Origin of the sequence: Enterobacter sp. 148H3 (assembly GCF_034107425.1) — a bacterium.
Taxonomy (GTDB): Bacteria; Pseudomonadota; Gammaproteobacteria; order Enterobacterales; family Enterobacteriaceae; genus Enterobacter; species Enterobacter vonholyi.
In genome coordinates this window covers 237315-251100 of record NZ_JAWNEI010000005.1, presented here as the reverse complement: position 1 = coordinate 251100, position 13786 = coordinate 237315, and the positions used below count along the sequence as shown (strand labels likewise).

Sequence of the window (13786 nt, the reverse complement as noted above, 5' to 3'; positions counted from 1 at the left end):
TATCTATCTAATACGTTGATTTGTCTGGAACCTGTCCCATTGTGCTCTTGGGCAAGAACACAATAAGACAGGTTCTGCGTTTAGTTGCCGCGCTCTAAAAGTACCTGGCGCTTAATCCTTTCGTTGCTGTATGCGGCGTAATGAACGTTCGCGACGCGATTGTTCACGGCTGCGGTCCAGCAAGATTTCCTCAATGAAAGCCAGATGGCGGTGCGACGCTTCGCGCGCCTGCTCCGGTTCCCCGGCCATTATCGCCTCGAATACTCGGGTGCGATGGTTGCTTACCAGTGGGAGCATGTCCCGACGGGCATACAACAATTCAAAATTTTGACGAACGTTCTGGGCCAGCATCGGCTCCATGCAGCGTAGCAGATGGAGGAGCACCACGTTGTGGGCCGCTTCGGTGACGGCGATTTGATACTGGACGACGGCGCTGGACTCGGCGTCTAAATCGCCGGACTGCTGTGCCCGTTCAATGGCCTGATGCAGTTCGCGGATACGCACGCGATCTTCATCAGTGCTGCGAAGGGCGGCGTAATAGGCCGCAATACCTTCCAGCGCGTGACGGGTCTCAAGCAGGTCAAACTGGGATTCTGGGTGGTCAGAGAGAAGTTCTACCAGCGGATCGCTGAAGCTCTGCCACAGGCTGTTTTGCACAAAGGTTCCGCCGCCCTGACGACGAAGCAGCAAGCCCTTTGCTTCGAGACGTTGAATCGCCTCACGCAGAGAAGGACGTGAAACGTCGAACTGTTTTGCCAGCTCGCGTTCTGGCGGAAGTTTCTCACCCGGGCGCAGAGTCCCTTCGAGGATTAAAAACTCCAGCTGCTGCTCAATCACATCAGATAGTTTTGGTTGGCGAATTTTGCTGTAGGCCATATTCCCTGTCTTACGCCTTTTTGCCCGGAGTCAATTGGTCTTACCAATTTCTATTTCGTATCGCTAAAGTAACAAAGTATTCACCTTCTGTCCATATTGGTTTTGATTGAAATCAGTAAACCCTGCACATTTTAACAACCTTACAGAAATAACGTTTCAGAAATGTAACTTTGCACAAATGAGTTGATTACTCCCAAAGAGGGAGTTTTAACCATAATGAAACGAGGGTTTTTGCAATCTGAAGCGATTCAACAAGGCAAATAATGAAAATTCGCCCACTTACGGCGCATTTCTATTCTATAGGTTGGGAGAGGAACAACGAGCGGGCCGATTTACAAATGCTTTCTTTTTATTCAAGTCGTCATCACCCCTTCATAAAGCAGGTGCATTCGCAGGCACTTACCACTATTCTGGCGCTTACGGAAGTCATCTCCGCTTTTTTCGGTCTCGTTAACCGTAAAGAAATAAATACAGAATATGGATTTTCATAATTACACACGCTCAGCGTGAACATAACAACCACACACGAGGTTTCAAATGGAAGCTCAACAGCACGGCGATCAGCTAAAGCGCGGGCTTAAAAACCGCCATATTCAGCTCATCGCACTGGGCGGTGCGATTGGTACCGGCCTGTTTCTGGGCAGCGCATCCGTTATCCAGTCTGCCGGTCCGGGCATTATTTTGGGTTACGCGATTGCGGGTTTCATTGCTTTTCTGATCATGCGCCAGCTGGGCGAAATGGTAGTGGAAGAGCCGGTCGCCGGCTCCTTCAGCCACTTTGCCTATAAATACTGGGGCAGCTTTGCCGGTTTCGCCTCGGGCTGGAACTACTGGGTGCTGTACGTTCTGGTTGCCATGGCCGAACTGACCGCCGTTGGGAAATACATTCAGTTCTGGTATCCCGAAATCCCAACCTGGGCTTCTGCTGCGGCCTTCTTCGTCATTATCAACGCCATTAACCTGACCAACGTTAAAGTGTTCGGGGAGATGGAGTTCTGGTTTGCCATCATCAAGGTCATTGCCGTGGTGGCGATGATTATCTTCGGCGGCTGGCTGCTGTTCAGCGGCAACGGCGGCCCTCAGGCCACGGTGCGCAACCTCTGGGAACAGGGTGGATTCCTGCCTCACGGCATGACCGGCCTGGTGATGATGATGGCGATCATTATGTTCTCCTTTGGCGGCCTGGAACTGGTGGGCATCACCGCTGCTGAAGCCGACAACCCTGAGCAGAGCATCCCGAAAGCCACTAACCAGGTTATCTACCGCATTCTGATCTTCTATGTGGGCTCATTGGCCGTGCTGCTCTCCCTGCTGCCGTGGACGCGCGTCACCGCCGACACTAGCCCGTTTGTGCTGATCTTCCACGAGCTGGGCGACACCTTTGTCGCCAACGCCCTGAACATCGTTGTACTCACCGCCGCGCTCTCCGTATACAACAGCTGCGTATACTGCAACAGCCGCATGCTGTTCGGCCTGGCCCAGCAGGGTAACGCGCCAAAAGCGCTGCTCAACGTCGATAAGCGCGGCGTGCCGGTAAACACGATTCTTGTTTCGGCGGTCGTAACCGCGCTGTGCGTGCTCATTAACTACATGGCACCGGAATCGGCGTTTGGCCTGCTGATGGCGCTGGTGGTCTCTGCCCTGGTCATCAACTGGGCGATGATCAGCCTGGCGCACATGAAGTTCCGCCGCGCAAAACAGCAGCAGGGCGTCACCACGCGCTTCCCTGCCCTGCTCTATCCGCTGGGTAACTGGATCTGCCTGCTGTTTATGGCAGCCGTGCTGGTGATTATGCTGATCACCCCGGGTATGGCGATTTCCGTCTACCTGATCCCGGTCTGGATTGCGATCCTTGGCGTGGGCTATCTCTTCAGTCAGAAAAGCCGTAATGCCATGAAGGCACACTAAGCCTCTCTTCGCGGCACCTGCTTTTGCGGGTGCCGCGCGTTGTTACCTCTCTCACACTTTCACGTCCACAGCGCATTTATCCATATCACCGCCCTGATACTGCAACGCATATATTCCTTTGCCAGCAAATAATTCTCTCCATACCGTAAACCGGAGAGCTGTCGATGGATAACAACAAACTGTCAGTAAAAGAAAAGATCGGCTATGGGATGGGCGACGCGGGATGCAACATCATCTTCGGCGCCATCATGCTGTTTGTTAACTATTTTTATACGGATATTTTTGGCCTCGCCCCTGCGCTGGTCGGCGTGCTTCTGCTTTCCGTGCGCGTGATTGACGCCGTAACGGACCCGATCATGGGCGCGATTGCTGACCGTACCCGCAGCAAATATGGCCGGTTTCGTCCATGGTTGCTGTGGATCGCCTTCCCCTACGCGCTGTTCAGCATCCTGATGTTCACCACGCCTGAGTGGAGCTATAACAGCAAAGTTATCTATGCGTTTGTCACCTATTTCCTGCTGTCGCTTACCTACACCGCCATCAATATCCCCTATTGCTCGCTGGGCGGGGTGATCACCAACGATCCAAAAGAACGTGTGGCCTGCCAGTCGTATCGCTTTGTGCTTGTCGGCATCGCCACGCTGCTGCTCTCATTAACGCTGCTACCGATGGCCGACTGGTTTGGCGGGAACAACAAAGCCAAAGGCTACCAGATGGCGATGACCGTTCTGGCGCTGATTGGCACATGCATGTTCCTGTTCTGCTTCGCCACCGTGCGCGAGCGCGTGCGTCCGGCGGTGCAGACCAATGACCAGCTGAAAAATGACCTGAAAGACGTGTGGAAGAATGACCAGTGGGTGCGCATTCTGCTGCTGACGCTCTGCAACGTCTGCCCGGGCTTTATCCGCATGGCGGCCACCATGTATTACGTTACCTGGGTGATGGGTCAGAGCACTCATTTCGCCACGCTGTTTATCAGCCTGGGCGTCGTCGGCATGATGCTCGGCAGCGTGCTGGCAAAAGTGCTGACCGACCGCTGGTGCAAACTAAAGGTCTTCTTCTGGACCAATATCGTGCTGGCGATTTTCTCCTGCGCCTTTTATTTCTTCGACCCGAAAGCCACCGTCACCATCGTGGTGCTCTACTTCCTGCTGAACATCCTGCACCAGATCCCGTCTCCGCTGCACTGGTCGCTGATGGCCGACGTGGACGACTACGGCGAGTGGAAGACCGGTAAGCGCATCACCGGGATCAGCTTCTCCGGCAACATCTTCTTCCTGAAGCTGGGGCTGGCGATTGCCGGGGCGATGGTCGGCTTCCTGCTCTCCTGGTACGGTTATGATGCGGGAGCAAAAGCGCAGAGCGCGGACGCCATTAACGGGATCGTGCTGCTCTTTACCGTCATTCCCGGCATTGGATACTTAATTACCGCGGGTGTAGTACGACTGCTGAAGGTGGATCGTGAAACCATGAAGCAGATCCAGTCCGATCTGGAAAAACGCCGCAACAACTATCAAGAGCTGAACGATTATCAGGAACTGAAAGCTGCTGAGACTAAATAAGGAAAGCCGAATGCAAACCTGGCCAAACCCGTTTATCGAACAACGCGCCGATCCGTACATTTTACATCACGAGGGGCAGTACTATTTTATCGCCTCCGTGCCGGAGTACGACAGGCTGGCGATCCGCCGCGCAGCGTCGCTGGAAGGCTTACGTCATGCCGAAGAAGTGGTGGTCTGGCGTAAACCCGAGACCGGACCAATGAGCCAGCTGATTTGGGCGCCGGAACTGCACCACATTGACGGGAAGTGGTGCATCTATTTTGCTGCGGCGCACACCCAGGCGCTCGACGCGCTCGGGATGTTCCAGCACCGCATGTTTGCTATTGAATGTGCCGACAGCGATCCGCTTACCGGCACGTGGGTGGAAAAAGGGCAGATCAAAACGCCTTTCGATACCTTCGCCCTGGACGCCACCACCTTTTTGCATCAGGGGAAACGCTGGTATCTGTGGGCGCAAAAAGCGCCGGATATCACCGGGAACTCCAACCTTTATCTGTGTGAAATGGCGAACCCGTGGACGCTGAAAGGCGAGCCGGTGATGCTCAGCAAGCCGGAATACGACTGGGAGTGTCGCGGGTTTTGGGTCAACGAAGGCCCGGCGGTACTGGTTCACGGCGATAAGCTGTTTATCAGCTATTCCGCCAGCGCTACCGACGAGAACTACTGCATGGGGCTGCTGTGGATAGACCTGAACGCGGATCCGCAAAACCCATTGAACTGGCAAAAATCTCCGCATCCCGTATTCGTTACCAGCTACGAAAATCGCCAGTACGGCCCGGGCCATAACAGCTTTACGCAAACGCCGGAAGGGGACGATGTGCTGGTGTATCACGCGCGGAATTACACCGAAATTGAGGGCGATCCGCTGTACGATCCGAATCGCCATACCCGCCTGAAGCTTGTCCGCTGGAATGAAAACGGGATGCCTGATTTCGGCATCCCGCCCGCGGATACGCTTTAAACTTTGCGGCGCGCTGGATTACACCAGCGTGCCGTAGATAGTCAGCAGCGCCACGATAACCACCACCACAAACGACGTCTTCTTCGCCATGGAGACAGCGGCTTTCGGCGTTTCAATCTTGTCGGTATGCGGCTCACGTGCCAGCGAGAACTGCGCAAGACGCGTTAGCACCTGATACTGCGACGTATGGCGATCGGCAAGAGAAGCGAACCATGCGGGCAACGCTTTTTCACCGTGGCCAATTAACGCGTAAACCACGCCCACCAGACGCACCGGGAGCCAGTCTAGCACGTGCAGGATGGCATCGATGCCGGACAGCAGGCGTTCATGCGGCGTCAGATAGCGGGCAAGCCAGGTCTGCCAGGCGCGCAGGAACGCATACCCCATCAGCAGTACCGGCCCCCACGGGCCGCCCACTACGAACCAGAACAGCGGCGCCAGGTAGTAACGGAAGTTAATCCACAGCAGCGCGTTTTGCAGCTCGCGCAGAAACTCGCGCTCGTCGCAGTCAGGCGGCACGCCGTGGATCATGGTCAGCTCGCTCGCCATGGCACTGCGCGCATGGGCATCGTCACGGGAGGCGGCTTTCAGGTAGGCGTGATAGTGCAAACGCACCTTGCCCGCACCAATGCACAGCACGCCGAGCAGGATCCACACCACCAGCAGCGGCACGTTGAAAAAGAGTCCATACAGCGAGCGCAGCAGCAGGAACGTAATCACCATCACACCCGCCATCATCAGCAGCGTACGCAGCATGGAAAAGTGCTTGATACGGCGGAATAACACCTCCAGCCGGTGATCCAGATGCCAGTGCTCACCGAGCTTGAACAGGCGTTCAGCGATGATGACCAGCAGCATGGTAAACAACGTCATGGTATCTCCTTATTCTGACGACGCGGTAAGCATGGCGCGAAAGCGGGGCCAGTCGAATGCCGGGCCGGGATCGGTTTTTCTCGCCGGGGCAATATCGCTGTGTCCCGTAATATTGTCGGCAATGGTCGGGTAGAGTCCGATAAGCGTGCGGGTCACAGCCGCTAGCTGTTGATACTGTGAATCGGTGTAGGGCGTGGTATCCGTGCCTTCCAGTTCGATCCCGATAGAAAAATCATTGCACCGCTCGCGCCCGTGATACACCGACACCCCGGCATGCCAGGCGCGCTTATCAAAAGGAACATACTGAACCACTTCACCATCGCGACGAATCAGGCAGTGAGCCGATACGCGCAGATGTGCAATTTCAGCAAAGAAGGGATGAGCATCGGGATCAATCGTTCCCGTGAATAACGCATCAATCCACGGGCCGCCAAATTCACCCGGCGGGAGACTAATATTATGAACCACCAGCAGTGTGGGCTTTTCATCCTCCGGGCGGCAATCGTGGTGCGGCGAAGGTACACGCCGCGCATCCACCAGCCATCCGTTTTCTAACAACATGCTGGAACTCCTTCTGTATGGTGCAATGACTCGGTTCAGAGTAGCATGTTTCAATATTATGATTCGTTACCAATTTGGAGTTTTATCATGCCGCCTCGCCGCTACAACCCCGACCACCGACGTGAAGCGCTTCTGGAACGTATTAATATGGATATTCCGGCAAGCGTCTCCCATGCTTTGAAAGAAGATCTGGGCGGTGATGTTAATGCCGAAAAGGATATTACCGCACAATTGTTGCCGAAAGAGACGCGCTCCCACGCGGTCATTATCACCCGCGAAGAGGGTGTTTTTTGCGGCAAGCGCTGGGTTGAAGAGGTCTTTACTCAACTGGCGGGTGATGATGTGCAGATTATCTGGCACGTTGAAGACGGCGATGCAGTTACGGCCAACCAGCCGCTGTTTGAACTGGACGGTCCTTCCCGCGTCTTGCTGACTGGCGAACGTACCGCGCTCAACTTTGTACAAACGCTCTCTGGTGTCGCCAGTGAAGTACGTCGCTACGTTGACCTGCTGGCAGGCACCCGCACCCAGCTGCTGGATACCCGCAAAACGCTGCCGGGCCTGCGCACGGCGCTGAAGTATGCGGTGCTCTGCGGCGGTGGCGCAAACCATCGTCTGGGCCTGTCCGACGCCTTCCTGATTAAAGAAAACCATATTATTGCCTCTGGCTCCGTGCGTCAGGCGGTGGAGAAGGCCTTCTGGCTGCACCCTGATGTGCCGGTTGAAGTGGAAGTGGAAAACCTGGACGAGCTGGAGCAGGCGATTAAGGCCGGGGCCGATATCATCATGCTCGATAACTTCGAAACCGAGCAGATGCGCGAGGCGGTAAAATTGACTAACGGCCGGGCCCAGCTTGAAGTGTCCGGGAACGTCACCTTCGAAACGATCCGTGAATTCGCCGAAACCGGCGTGGATTACATCTCCGTCGGCGCGCTGACCAAACACGTTCGCGCCCTCGACCTCTCAATGCGCTTCAAATAATGCATTCTCCCCTCTCCGTGCGGAGAGGGGAATTTCAGCCCCGCTCGCATATCCGCTGTTCTTCCCTGCAACGCGGCATAAATTCTCTGAATGTGCTTTCCCGTTCACTTTTTTGCCCCTCGTATCTGCCCTTTCGCGCTGACAGAGTAGCGCCACTAAACGTAAGGAGCAGATATGAACAGACAACACGGATTCACTCTCATTGAGCTGATGGTGGTCATCGGCATTATCGCGATTCTGAGCGCCATCGGCGTACCAGCCTATCAGAACTACCTGCGCAAAGCGGCGCTGACCGATATGCTGCAAACCTTCGTTCCTTACCGCACGGCCATTGAGCTTTGCGCACTGGATCACGGAGGCGTGGAGAGCTGCGATGCCGGCAGTAACGGTATTCCTTCCCCCACCACGACACGCTACGTTTCAGGAATGAGCGTGGCAAAAGGGACCGTGACCTTAACAGGACAGGAGAGTCTTAACGGGCTGACGGTAACCATGACGCCACGGTGGAACGACGGCAACGGTATGACGGGCTGGACGCGCGACTGTAAGATCGGTGCTGATAGCGCCCTGAAACAGGCCTGCGAAGACGTTTTCCGCTTCGACAACAACTGAGGAGCGGATAATGAATACCGAGCAACTCGTGGCGCTTTGTCTGCGCCACCGCGCGCTGCTGCTCACCAGCGACAGTGACATGGTCAGCATTGCCGTCGTGGGAAGCCCCGCGGCTGAACTCATGGAGGCGCTGCGCTTCGCGACCCAGAAACGAATTGATATTGAGTGCTGGAGCGCTGAGCGCATGGAAAAACACCGGCAGCTAACGTCCCAATCGCATCTGCCCGGCATTACGCAAACATACTCAACAGTTGATGTCCTCAACCACACGCTGCTCCAGGCAATCAACCGGCGCGCCTCTGATATTCATATCGAACCGATGGAGCACGCGTGCCAGATTCGTTTACGTATCGACGGCGTACTTTGTCCTCAGCCTCCTCTTGCCGCTGAACTGGCAAGCCTGTTCAGCGCACGTTTAAAGGTGCTGGGTAACCTGGATATTGCAGAACGTCGTTTGCCCCAGGACGGTCAATTTACGATTGAGCTGGCAAACGAGCCGGTCTCATTTCGGATCGCGACGCTTCCCTGCAGCGGTGGTGAGAAAATTGTGCTGCGTCTCTTGCATCAGGTTCAGCAGGCCCTTGAGCCTGAAGCGCTTGGTATGAGTGCTGAACAACTGGCCCGTTTCAACGAGGTGCTCCACCAGCCGCAGGGGCTGATTCTGGTCACCGGCCCTACCGGCAGCGGCAAAACCGTGACCCTGTACAGCGCGCTGCAGGCGCGTAACACCCCTGACGTCAACATATGCAGCGTGGAGGATCCCATTGAGATCCCCCTTACGGGTTTAAACCAGACGCAGATTAATCCCCGGTCGGGTTTAACATTCCAGAGCGTGTTGAGGGCGCTGCTACGTCAGGATCCCGACATCATTATGGTCGGCGAAATCCGTGACGGTGAAACGGCAGCAATTGCCATTAATGCCGCCCAGACCGGTCATCTGGTACTGTCAACGCTTCACACCAACTCGACGACAGAAACCCTGATTCGCCTTGAGCAGATGGGCGTCGCGCGCTGGATGATATCTTCCGCGCTGTCGATGGTGATTGCCCAGCGACTGGTCAGGCGCCTGTGCCCACATTGTCGTCGGGAAGCCAGCGAGCATGCTGAATTACCGCGCGCCGTATGGCCCAGACCGCTTCCACGCTGGCAGCCCACCGGCTGCGAACGGTGTTATCACGGTTTTTATGGTCGCGTGGCCATTTTTGAAGTCCTGACGATCGACAATGCCCTGCGGCAGGCCATTGCCAGTGGAGCGGGAACAGAAGTGATAGAAGCGAGCGCCCGGCAGGCGGGAATGATTTCTCTTTACGAGCACGGTTGCATGGCCGTTGAACAAGGGTTGACCACGGTCGAAGAACTGGTGCGCGTGCTGGGAATGCCGGATGGCGGCTAATCAACTCTGGCGCTGGCGAGCGCTCACCAAAGAAGGAGAACCCCGAAGCGGGACACTCTGGGCCACAGACCGCAATGCCGCCTTCACCAGGCTAATGCGGAGCGATCTCCATCCTTTGACGCTGACCCGATGCACTCAGCGACACCGCTGGCGGCCACATCACTGCTACGAGATGTTTCGCCAGCTTGCAACGCTTTTGCAGGCCGGGCTGACGTTGTCCCACAGCCTGCAGATGCTGGCAGAGCAACATCCGTTAAAACCGTGGCAGGCACTGCTGCAAAGTATTGCCGATGAGCTCAGTGAGGGAGCCCCCTTTTCTGAGTCGCTAAAAAAGTGGCCAGCCGTTTTTAGCCCACTGCATGTCTCGATGGTGAAAACCGGTGAGCTCACAGGGAAACTGGAGGAGTGTTGTCGCCAGCTCGCGCAGCAGCAAAAAGCGCAGCAGGAGCTCAGAGCAAAGGTAAAAAAAGCCCTGCGCTATCCGGCGATTGTCCTGACGCTGGCCGTGCTCGTGGTGCTGGCGATGGTCATCCTGGTCTTGCCGGAGTTTGCCGCGATCTATAAAACGTTTAACGCTCCGCTTCCGCTGCTGACTCAGATGGTCATGGGGATGGCCGCCTTTATCCAGTCCTATGCCCTCGCGTTGTTCGCCGCGTTATTAGCGCCCTTAGCCGCTGCCTGGGCTCTGCGGCAGAACCCTCGGTGGCAGCGCATGCTGATGTATACGCCCGTGATGGGCGCGCTGGCAAAAGGACAAAAACTGGGGCACATCTTTACCGTGCTGTCACTCACGCAGCAGTCCGGAATCCCCTTTCTACAGGGCCTGGAGAGTGCAGAGGAGACCGTTGAAAGTCGGTACTGGCAGGGAATACTCCGTGGCGTTCGGGAGGACATTGAAAAAGGTCTCCCCGTCTGGTCATCCTTTAATAAAGCGGACATCTTTACCCCGCTGTGTATTCAGCTTTTACGAACCGCCGAAATGTCAGGTGCGCTGGATATCATGCTGGCAAACCTCGCCCGGCATCACACGGAACAGACCTTTCAACGAGCAGATAATCTGGCGGCACTTCTCGAGCCAGTGCTTCTGATTGTGACAGGGGTCATCATCGGCACGCTGGTGGTGGCAATGTACCTGCCAATTTTCCATCTGGGGGATGCGTTGAGTGCGGGATAGTACAGTAGGGCTGGCGCACGGGCATGCGCCAGCGAAAGCCATTACAGGCTATTGAATACGCGGTTTTCTTGTTCCTGAACGCGAATAAACGTCGTACGCTTTGTCAGCTCTTTCAGACGGGATGCCCCAACGTAGGTGCAGGCAGAGCGCAGGCCGCCGAGGATATCGCGTGCAGTGTTTTCAACCGGGCCGCGCAAAGGCAGCTTCACGGTTTTGCCTTCTGCCGCACGGTATTTTGCCACGCCACCGACGTGACGGGTCATCGCAGACTCAGAGCTCATGCCGTAGAACAGCATGAATTTCTCGCCGTTCTCTTCAACTACGGTACCACCGCTCTCTTCGTGACCTGCCAGCATACCGCCGAGCATCACGAAGTCCGCGCCGCCGCCGAAAGCCTTTGCGACATCACCCGGCATGGTGCAACCGCCGTCGCTGATGATCTGTCCGCCCAGCCCGTGCGCCGCATCGGCACATTCAATGACGGCGGAGAGCTGCGGATAACCGACGCCGGTTTTGACGCGTGTCGTGCATACAGAGCCCGGACCAATGCCCACTTTCACGATATCGGCACCGGAGAGGATCAGCTCTTCACACATTTCACCGGTCACCACGTTGCCCGCGATGATGGTTTTCGTCGGCCAGGCCTCACGCGCCTTGCTGACGAACTGCACGAAGTGCTCGGAGTAACCGTTCGCCACGTCAATACAAACGAAGTTGAGCGCCGGGTTAGCGTTCAGGATCTGTTTGGTCTTCTCGAAATCCGCATCGGAGGTGCCGGTAGAAACCATCACATGCTTCACTACGTCAGCAGATGCGGATGCAACAAACGCATTCCACTCTTCAGGGCTGTAATGTTTGTGCACGGCGGTGAGAATATCAAACTGTGCCAGGGCGGTTGCCATCTCAAAGGTTCCCACAGTATCCATATTGGCAGCAATGATCGGCACGCCAGACCAGGTCTGACCGGAATGCTTAAAGGTGAATTGACGTTCGAGTTCAACGTCTGAGCGACTTTTCAGTGTAGAGCGTTTAGGGCGGATAAGAACGTCTTTGAAACCTAACTTCAGATCTTCTTCGATACGCATGTGCGGATTCCTGGGGTTAGAGGCAAATATGTTAAAAGCACAACTCCAGTGACGCTATCATACGCACTAATACCTGCTCCGCAAGACTGCGAAATTCTCTTTTTTTACGCTACAATCCTATAAATTTACCTGGTCAAAAGCCGGTAAACAGGGCTAAACAGTTGCTGGCGCACCTGAGAGTTTTAATCCACTGATTTTAATAATGAATAATTCCCAGGATTTGATTTAATGGGGTATATCGTCGCATTAACCGGCGGCATCGGTAGTGGCAAAAGTACCGTTGCGGACGCGTTTTCTCGTTTGGGTATCACGATTATTGATGCCGATATCATTGCCCGCCAGGTGGTAGAGCCCAATACACCCGCGCTAAAGGCCATAGCAGAACATTTTGGTAAGGCAATCATCAATGCCGACGGCACACTGAATCGCCGTCAGCTTCGCGAATGGATTTTTTCTGATTCTGCGGAAAAAGCCTGGCTTAATGCCCTGCTCCACCCCATCATCCACCAGGAAACTCAGCGTCAGATAGCCGCAGCCCGCTCGCCCTATGTCCTGTGGGTGGTCCCGCTGCTGGTGGAAAATCAGCTGCATCAGAAAGCCGATCGGGTGCTGGTGATTGATGTTGAACCCGAAACGCAAATCCAGAGAACCATGACGCGCGATCGCGTTTCGCGGGAGCATGCTGAACAAATTCTTGCCGCTCAGGCTACGCGCGCTCAGCGTCTTGCCGTGGCGGATGATGTTATTGATAATAACGGCGCACCAGATGCCATTGCATCGGATGTTGCCCGTCTGCACGCGCAGTATCTGACGTTCGCCGCGCAGGCCGTTGCACAGGAAAAACCATAATGTCGACACACATCCTTTTTGAGCATCCGCTCAACGAAAAAATGCGCACCTGGCTGCGTATCGAATTTCTTATTCAACAACTTTCACAACATCTGCCGGTTAACGATCATGCCACCGCATTGCACTTCTTCCGCAACGTAGGCGATCTGCTGGATGTGATTGAACGCGGTGATGTCCGCACAGAATTACTCAAAGAGCTGGAGCGCCAGCAGCGTAAATTGCAGGCATGGACAGAAGTCCCCGGCGTAGATCAGAGCCGTATCGACGCGCTCCGCCAGCAGTTGAAAAGCAGTAGCGCCGTCCTGATGGCCGCGCCACGCGTCGGGCAGTTTTTGCGCGAAGACCGCCTGATTGGTCTGGTGCGCCAGCGCCTGAGCATCCCTGGCGGCTGCTGTAGCTTCGACCTGCCGACGCTGCATATGTGGCTACATATGCCACAGGCTCAGCGTGACGCGCAGGTGAACAGCTGGCTGGCAAGCCTGGAGCCTATGCACCAGACGCTGTCGCTGATCCTCGACCTGATACGTAACTCTGCGCCGTTCCGCAAGCAAACCAGCCTGAATGGTTTCTACCAGGATAACGGTGATGATGCCGATCTTCTGCGCCTGAATTTATCGCTTGGCGAACAGCTTTACCCGCAGATTTCCGGGCATAAGAGCCGTTTTGCGATTCGCTTTATGCCGCTGGACAGTGAAAATGGCACCGTGCCGGAACGTCTCGATTTTGAACTGGCCTGTTGTTAAGGAGTGCCGATGTCTGATGTCACCACCGTAAGCTGCCCGACCTGCGGCAAAACCGTTGTATGGGGCGAAGTGAGTCCGTTCCGCCCATTCTGCAGCAAGCGCTGCCAGCTCATTGATCTGGGCGAATGGGCGGCGGAAGAGAAACGCATTCCAAGTGAAGGCGGTCTCTCGGACAGCGACGACTGGAGCGAAACCCAGCAGTAATCAG

At 55.5% G+C, this 13786-nt stretch carries 15 protein-coding genes; 11 read left to right on the top strand and 4 right to left on the bottom strand.

The annotated features are described in order from the left end of the window. Nucleotides 1-111 precede the first annotated feature (111 nt). Nucleotides 112-876 (bottom strand): pyruvate dehydrogenase complex transcriptional repressor PdhR, encoded by a 765-nt coding sequence (gene pdhR, locus USH94_RS09730; RefSeq protein WP_008501960.1) that lies wholly within the window; start codon nucleotides 874-876, stop codon nucleotides 112-114. Nucleotides 877-1139: 263 nt separating this feature from the next. Between pdhR and USH94_RS09725 the strand changes: the two genes are divergently transcribed. The 4 genes from USH94_RS09725 (at nucleotide 1140) to USH94_RS09710 (ending at nucleotide 5307) form a co-directional block, all read left to right on the top strand. Further along, entirely contained in the window at nucleotides 1140-1367 is a 228-nt protein-coding gene (locus USH94_RS09725; protein WP_111964022.1) for a hypothetical protein, read from the top strand. 46 nt (nucleotides 1368-1413) lie between these two features. Further along, on the top strand, nucleotides 1414-2784 hold the full coding sequence (aroP, locus tag USH94_RS09720) for an aromatic amino acid transporter AroP (RefSeq protein ID WP_045355157.1): 1371 nt from the start codon (nucleotides 1414-1416) through the stop codon (nucleotides 2782-2784). Between the two features lie 164 nt (nucleotides 2785-2948). Then, nucleotides 2949-4346, top strand: coding sequence for a glycoside-pentoside-hexuronide (GPH):cation symporter (locus USH94_RS09715; RefSeq protein ID WP_111964023.1), 1398 nt, complete (start codon nucleotides 2949-2951; stop codon nucleotides 4344-4346). 10 nt (nucleotides 4347-4356) lie between these two features. Further along, nucleotides 4357-5307: a family 43 glycosylhydrolase gene (locus USH94_RS09710; RefSeq protein ID WP_111964024.1), complete on the top strand. Its 951-nt coding sequence runs from the start codon at nucleotides 4357-4359 to the stop codon at nucleotides 5305-5307. Nucleotides 5308-5325: 18 nt separating this feature from the next. On the opposite strand, the gene ampE is transcribed toward USH94_RS09710, so the two are convergent. Both ampE and ampD read right to left on the bottom strand, forming a co-directional pair. Continuing rightward, nucleotides 5326-6180, bottom strand: a complete 855-nt coding sequence (gene ampE, locus USH94_RS09705; RefSeq protein ID WP_111964025.1) for a beta-lactamase regulator AmpE — start codon at nucleotides 6178-6180, stop codon at nucleotides 5326-5328. Between the two features lie 9 nt (nucleotides 6181-6189). Further along, nucleotides 6190-6741, bottom strand: a complete 552-nt coding sequence (gene ampD / locus USH94_RS09700; RefSeq protein WP_111964026.1) for a 1,6-anhydro-N-acetylmuramyl-L-alanine amidase AmpD — start codon at nucleotides 6739-6741, stop codon at nucleotides 6190-6192. Between the two features lie 87 nt (nucleotides 6742-6828). Between ampD and nadC the strand changes: the two genes are divergently transcribed. The 4 genes from nadC to hofC all read left to right on the top strand — a co-directional run bounded on the left by nadC (nucleotide 6829) and on the right by hofC (nucleotide 10901). Beyond that, the gene (nadC, locus tag USH94_RS09695) at nucleotides 6829-7722 is read left to right on the top strand and encodes a carboxylating nicotinate-nucleotide diphosphorylase (protein WP_111964027.1); all 894 of its coding nucleotides are present in this window, start codon (nucleotides 6829-6831) and stop codon (nucleotides 7720-7722) included. A 174-nt stretch (nucleotides 7723-7896) separates the two neighbouring features. Then, a complete protein-coding gene (gene ppdD / locus USH94_RS09690) occupies nucleotides 7897-8334 on the top strand; it encodes a prepilin peptidase-dependent pilin (protein WP_111964028.1) in 438 nt (145 codons plus the stop codon). Nucleotides 8335-8344: 10 nt separating this feature from the next. Further along, nucleotides 8345-9727 (top strand): type II secretion system protein GspE, encoded by a 1383-nt coding sequence (gspE, locus tag USH94_RS09685; protein ID WP_111964029.1) that lies wholly within the window; start codon nucleotides 8345-8347, stop codon nucleotides 9725-9727. Beyond that, nucleotides 9717-10901 (top strand): protein transport protein HofC, encoded by a 1185-nt coding sequence (hofC, locus tag USH94_RS09680; protein ID WP_111964030.1) that lies wholly within the window; start codon nucleotides 9717-9719, stop codon nucleotides 10899-10901. The genes gspE and hofC overlap by 11 nt, the downstream gene beginning before the upstream one ends. Before the next feature lie 41 nt (nucleotides 10902-10942). Here the strand turns inward: hofC and USH94_RS09675 are convergent, their stop codons facing one another. Then, the gene (locus USH94_RS09675; RefSeq protein ID WP_022647054.1) at nucleotides 10943-11986 is read right to left on the bottom strand and encodes a GMP reductase; all 1044 of its coding nucleotides are present in this window, start codon (nucleotides 11984-11986) and stop codon (nucleotides 10943-10945) included. A 228-nt stretch (nucleotides 11987-12214) separates the two neighbouring features. On the opposite strand from USH94_RS09675, the gene coaE reads away from it, so the two are divergent. From coaE to yacG, 3 genes are read left to right on the top strand one after another with little or no spacing between them, the layout of a single operon-like run. Then, a complete protein-coding gene (gene coaE, locus USH94_RS09670; protein ID WP_111964031.1) occupies nucleotides 12215-12835 on the top strand; it encodes a dephospho-CoA kinase in 621 nt (206 codons plus the stop codon). Continuing rightward, entirely contained in the window at nucleotides 12835-13578 is a 744-nt protein-coding gene (gene zapD, locus USH94_RS09665; protein WP_047173318.1) for a cell division protein ZapD, read from the top strand. The genes coaE and zapD overlap by 1 nt, the downstream gene beginning before the upstream one ends. A 9-nt stretch (nucleotides 13579-13587) precedes the next feature. Beyond that, on the top strand, nucleotides 13588-13782 hold the full coding sequence (gene yacG, locus USH94_RS09660; RefSeq protein WP_111964032.1) for a DNA gyrase inhibitor YacG: 195 nt from the start codon (nucleotides 13588-13590) through the stop codon (nucleotides 13780-13782). The last annotated feature ends 4 nt before the right edge of the window (nucleotides 13783-13786 follow it).

Excerpts from the sequence above, each read along its gene's own strand:
- gspE (WP_111964029.1), top strand. The coding sequence starts at position 8,345 with ATGAATACCGAGCAACTCGTGGCGCTTTGTCTGCGCCACCGCGCGCTG.
- pdhR (WP_008501960.1), bottom strand. The coding sequence starts at position 876 with ATGGCCTACAGCAAAATTCGCCAACCAAAACTATCTGATGTGATTGAG.
- nadC (WP_111964027.1), top strand. The coding sequence starts at position 6,829 with ATGCCGCCTCGCCGCTACAACCCCGACCACCGACGTGAAGCGCTTCTG.
- ppdD (WP_111964028.1), top strand. The coding sequence starts at position 7,897 with ATGAACAGACAACACGGATTCACTCTCATTGAGCTGATGGTGGTCATC.
- USH94_RS09710 (WP_111964024.1), top strand. The coding sequence starts at position 4,357 with ATGCAAACCTGGCCAAACCCGTTTATCGAACAACGCGCCGATCCGTAC.
- zapD (WP_047173318.1), top strand. The coding sequence starts at position 12,835 with ATGTCGACACACATCCTTTTTGAGCATCCGCTCAACGAAAAAATGCGC.
- coaE (WP_111964031.1), top strand. The coding sequence starts at position 12,215 with ATGGGGTATATCGTCGCATTAACCGGCGGCATCGGTAGTGGCAAAAGT.
- ampD (WP_111964026.1), bottom strand. The coding sequence starts at position 6,741 with ATGTTGTTAGAAAACGGATGGCTGGTGGATGCGCGGCGTGTACCTTCG.
- yacG (WP_111964032.1), top strand. The coding sequence starts at position 13,588 with ATGTCTGATGTCACCACCGTAAGCTGCCCGACCTGCGGCAAAACCGTT.
- ampE (WP_111964025.1), bottom strand. The coding sequence starts at position 6,180 with ATGACGTTGTTTACCATGCTGCTGGTCATCATCGCTGAACGCCTGTTC.
- hofC (WP_111964030.1), top strand. The coding sequence starts at position 9,717 with ATGGCGGCTAATCAACTCTGGCGCTGGCGAGCGCTCACCAAAGAAGGA.
- aroP (WP_045355157.1), top strand. The coding sequence starts at position 1,414 with ATGGAAGCTCAACAGCACGGCGATCAGCTAAAGCGCGGGCTTAAAAAC.
- USH94_RS09675 (WP_022647054.1), bottom strand. The coding sequence starts at position 11,986 with ATGCGTATCGAAGAAGATCTGAAGTTAGGTTTCAAAGACGTTCTTATC.
- USH94_RS09725 (WP_111964022.1), top strand. The coding sequence starts at position 1,140 with ATGAAAATTCGCCCACTTACGGCGCATTTCTATTCTATAGGTTGGGAG.
- USH94_RS09715 (WP_111964023.1), top strand. The coding sequence starts at position 2,949 with ATGGATAACAACAAACTGTCAGTAAAAGAAAAGATCGGCTATGGGATG.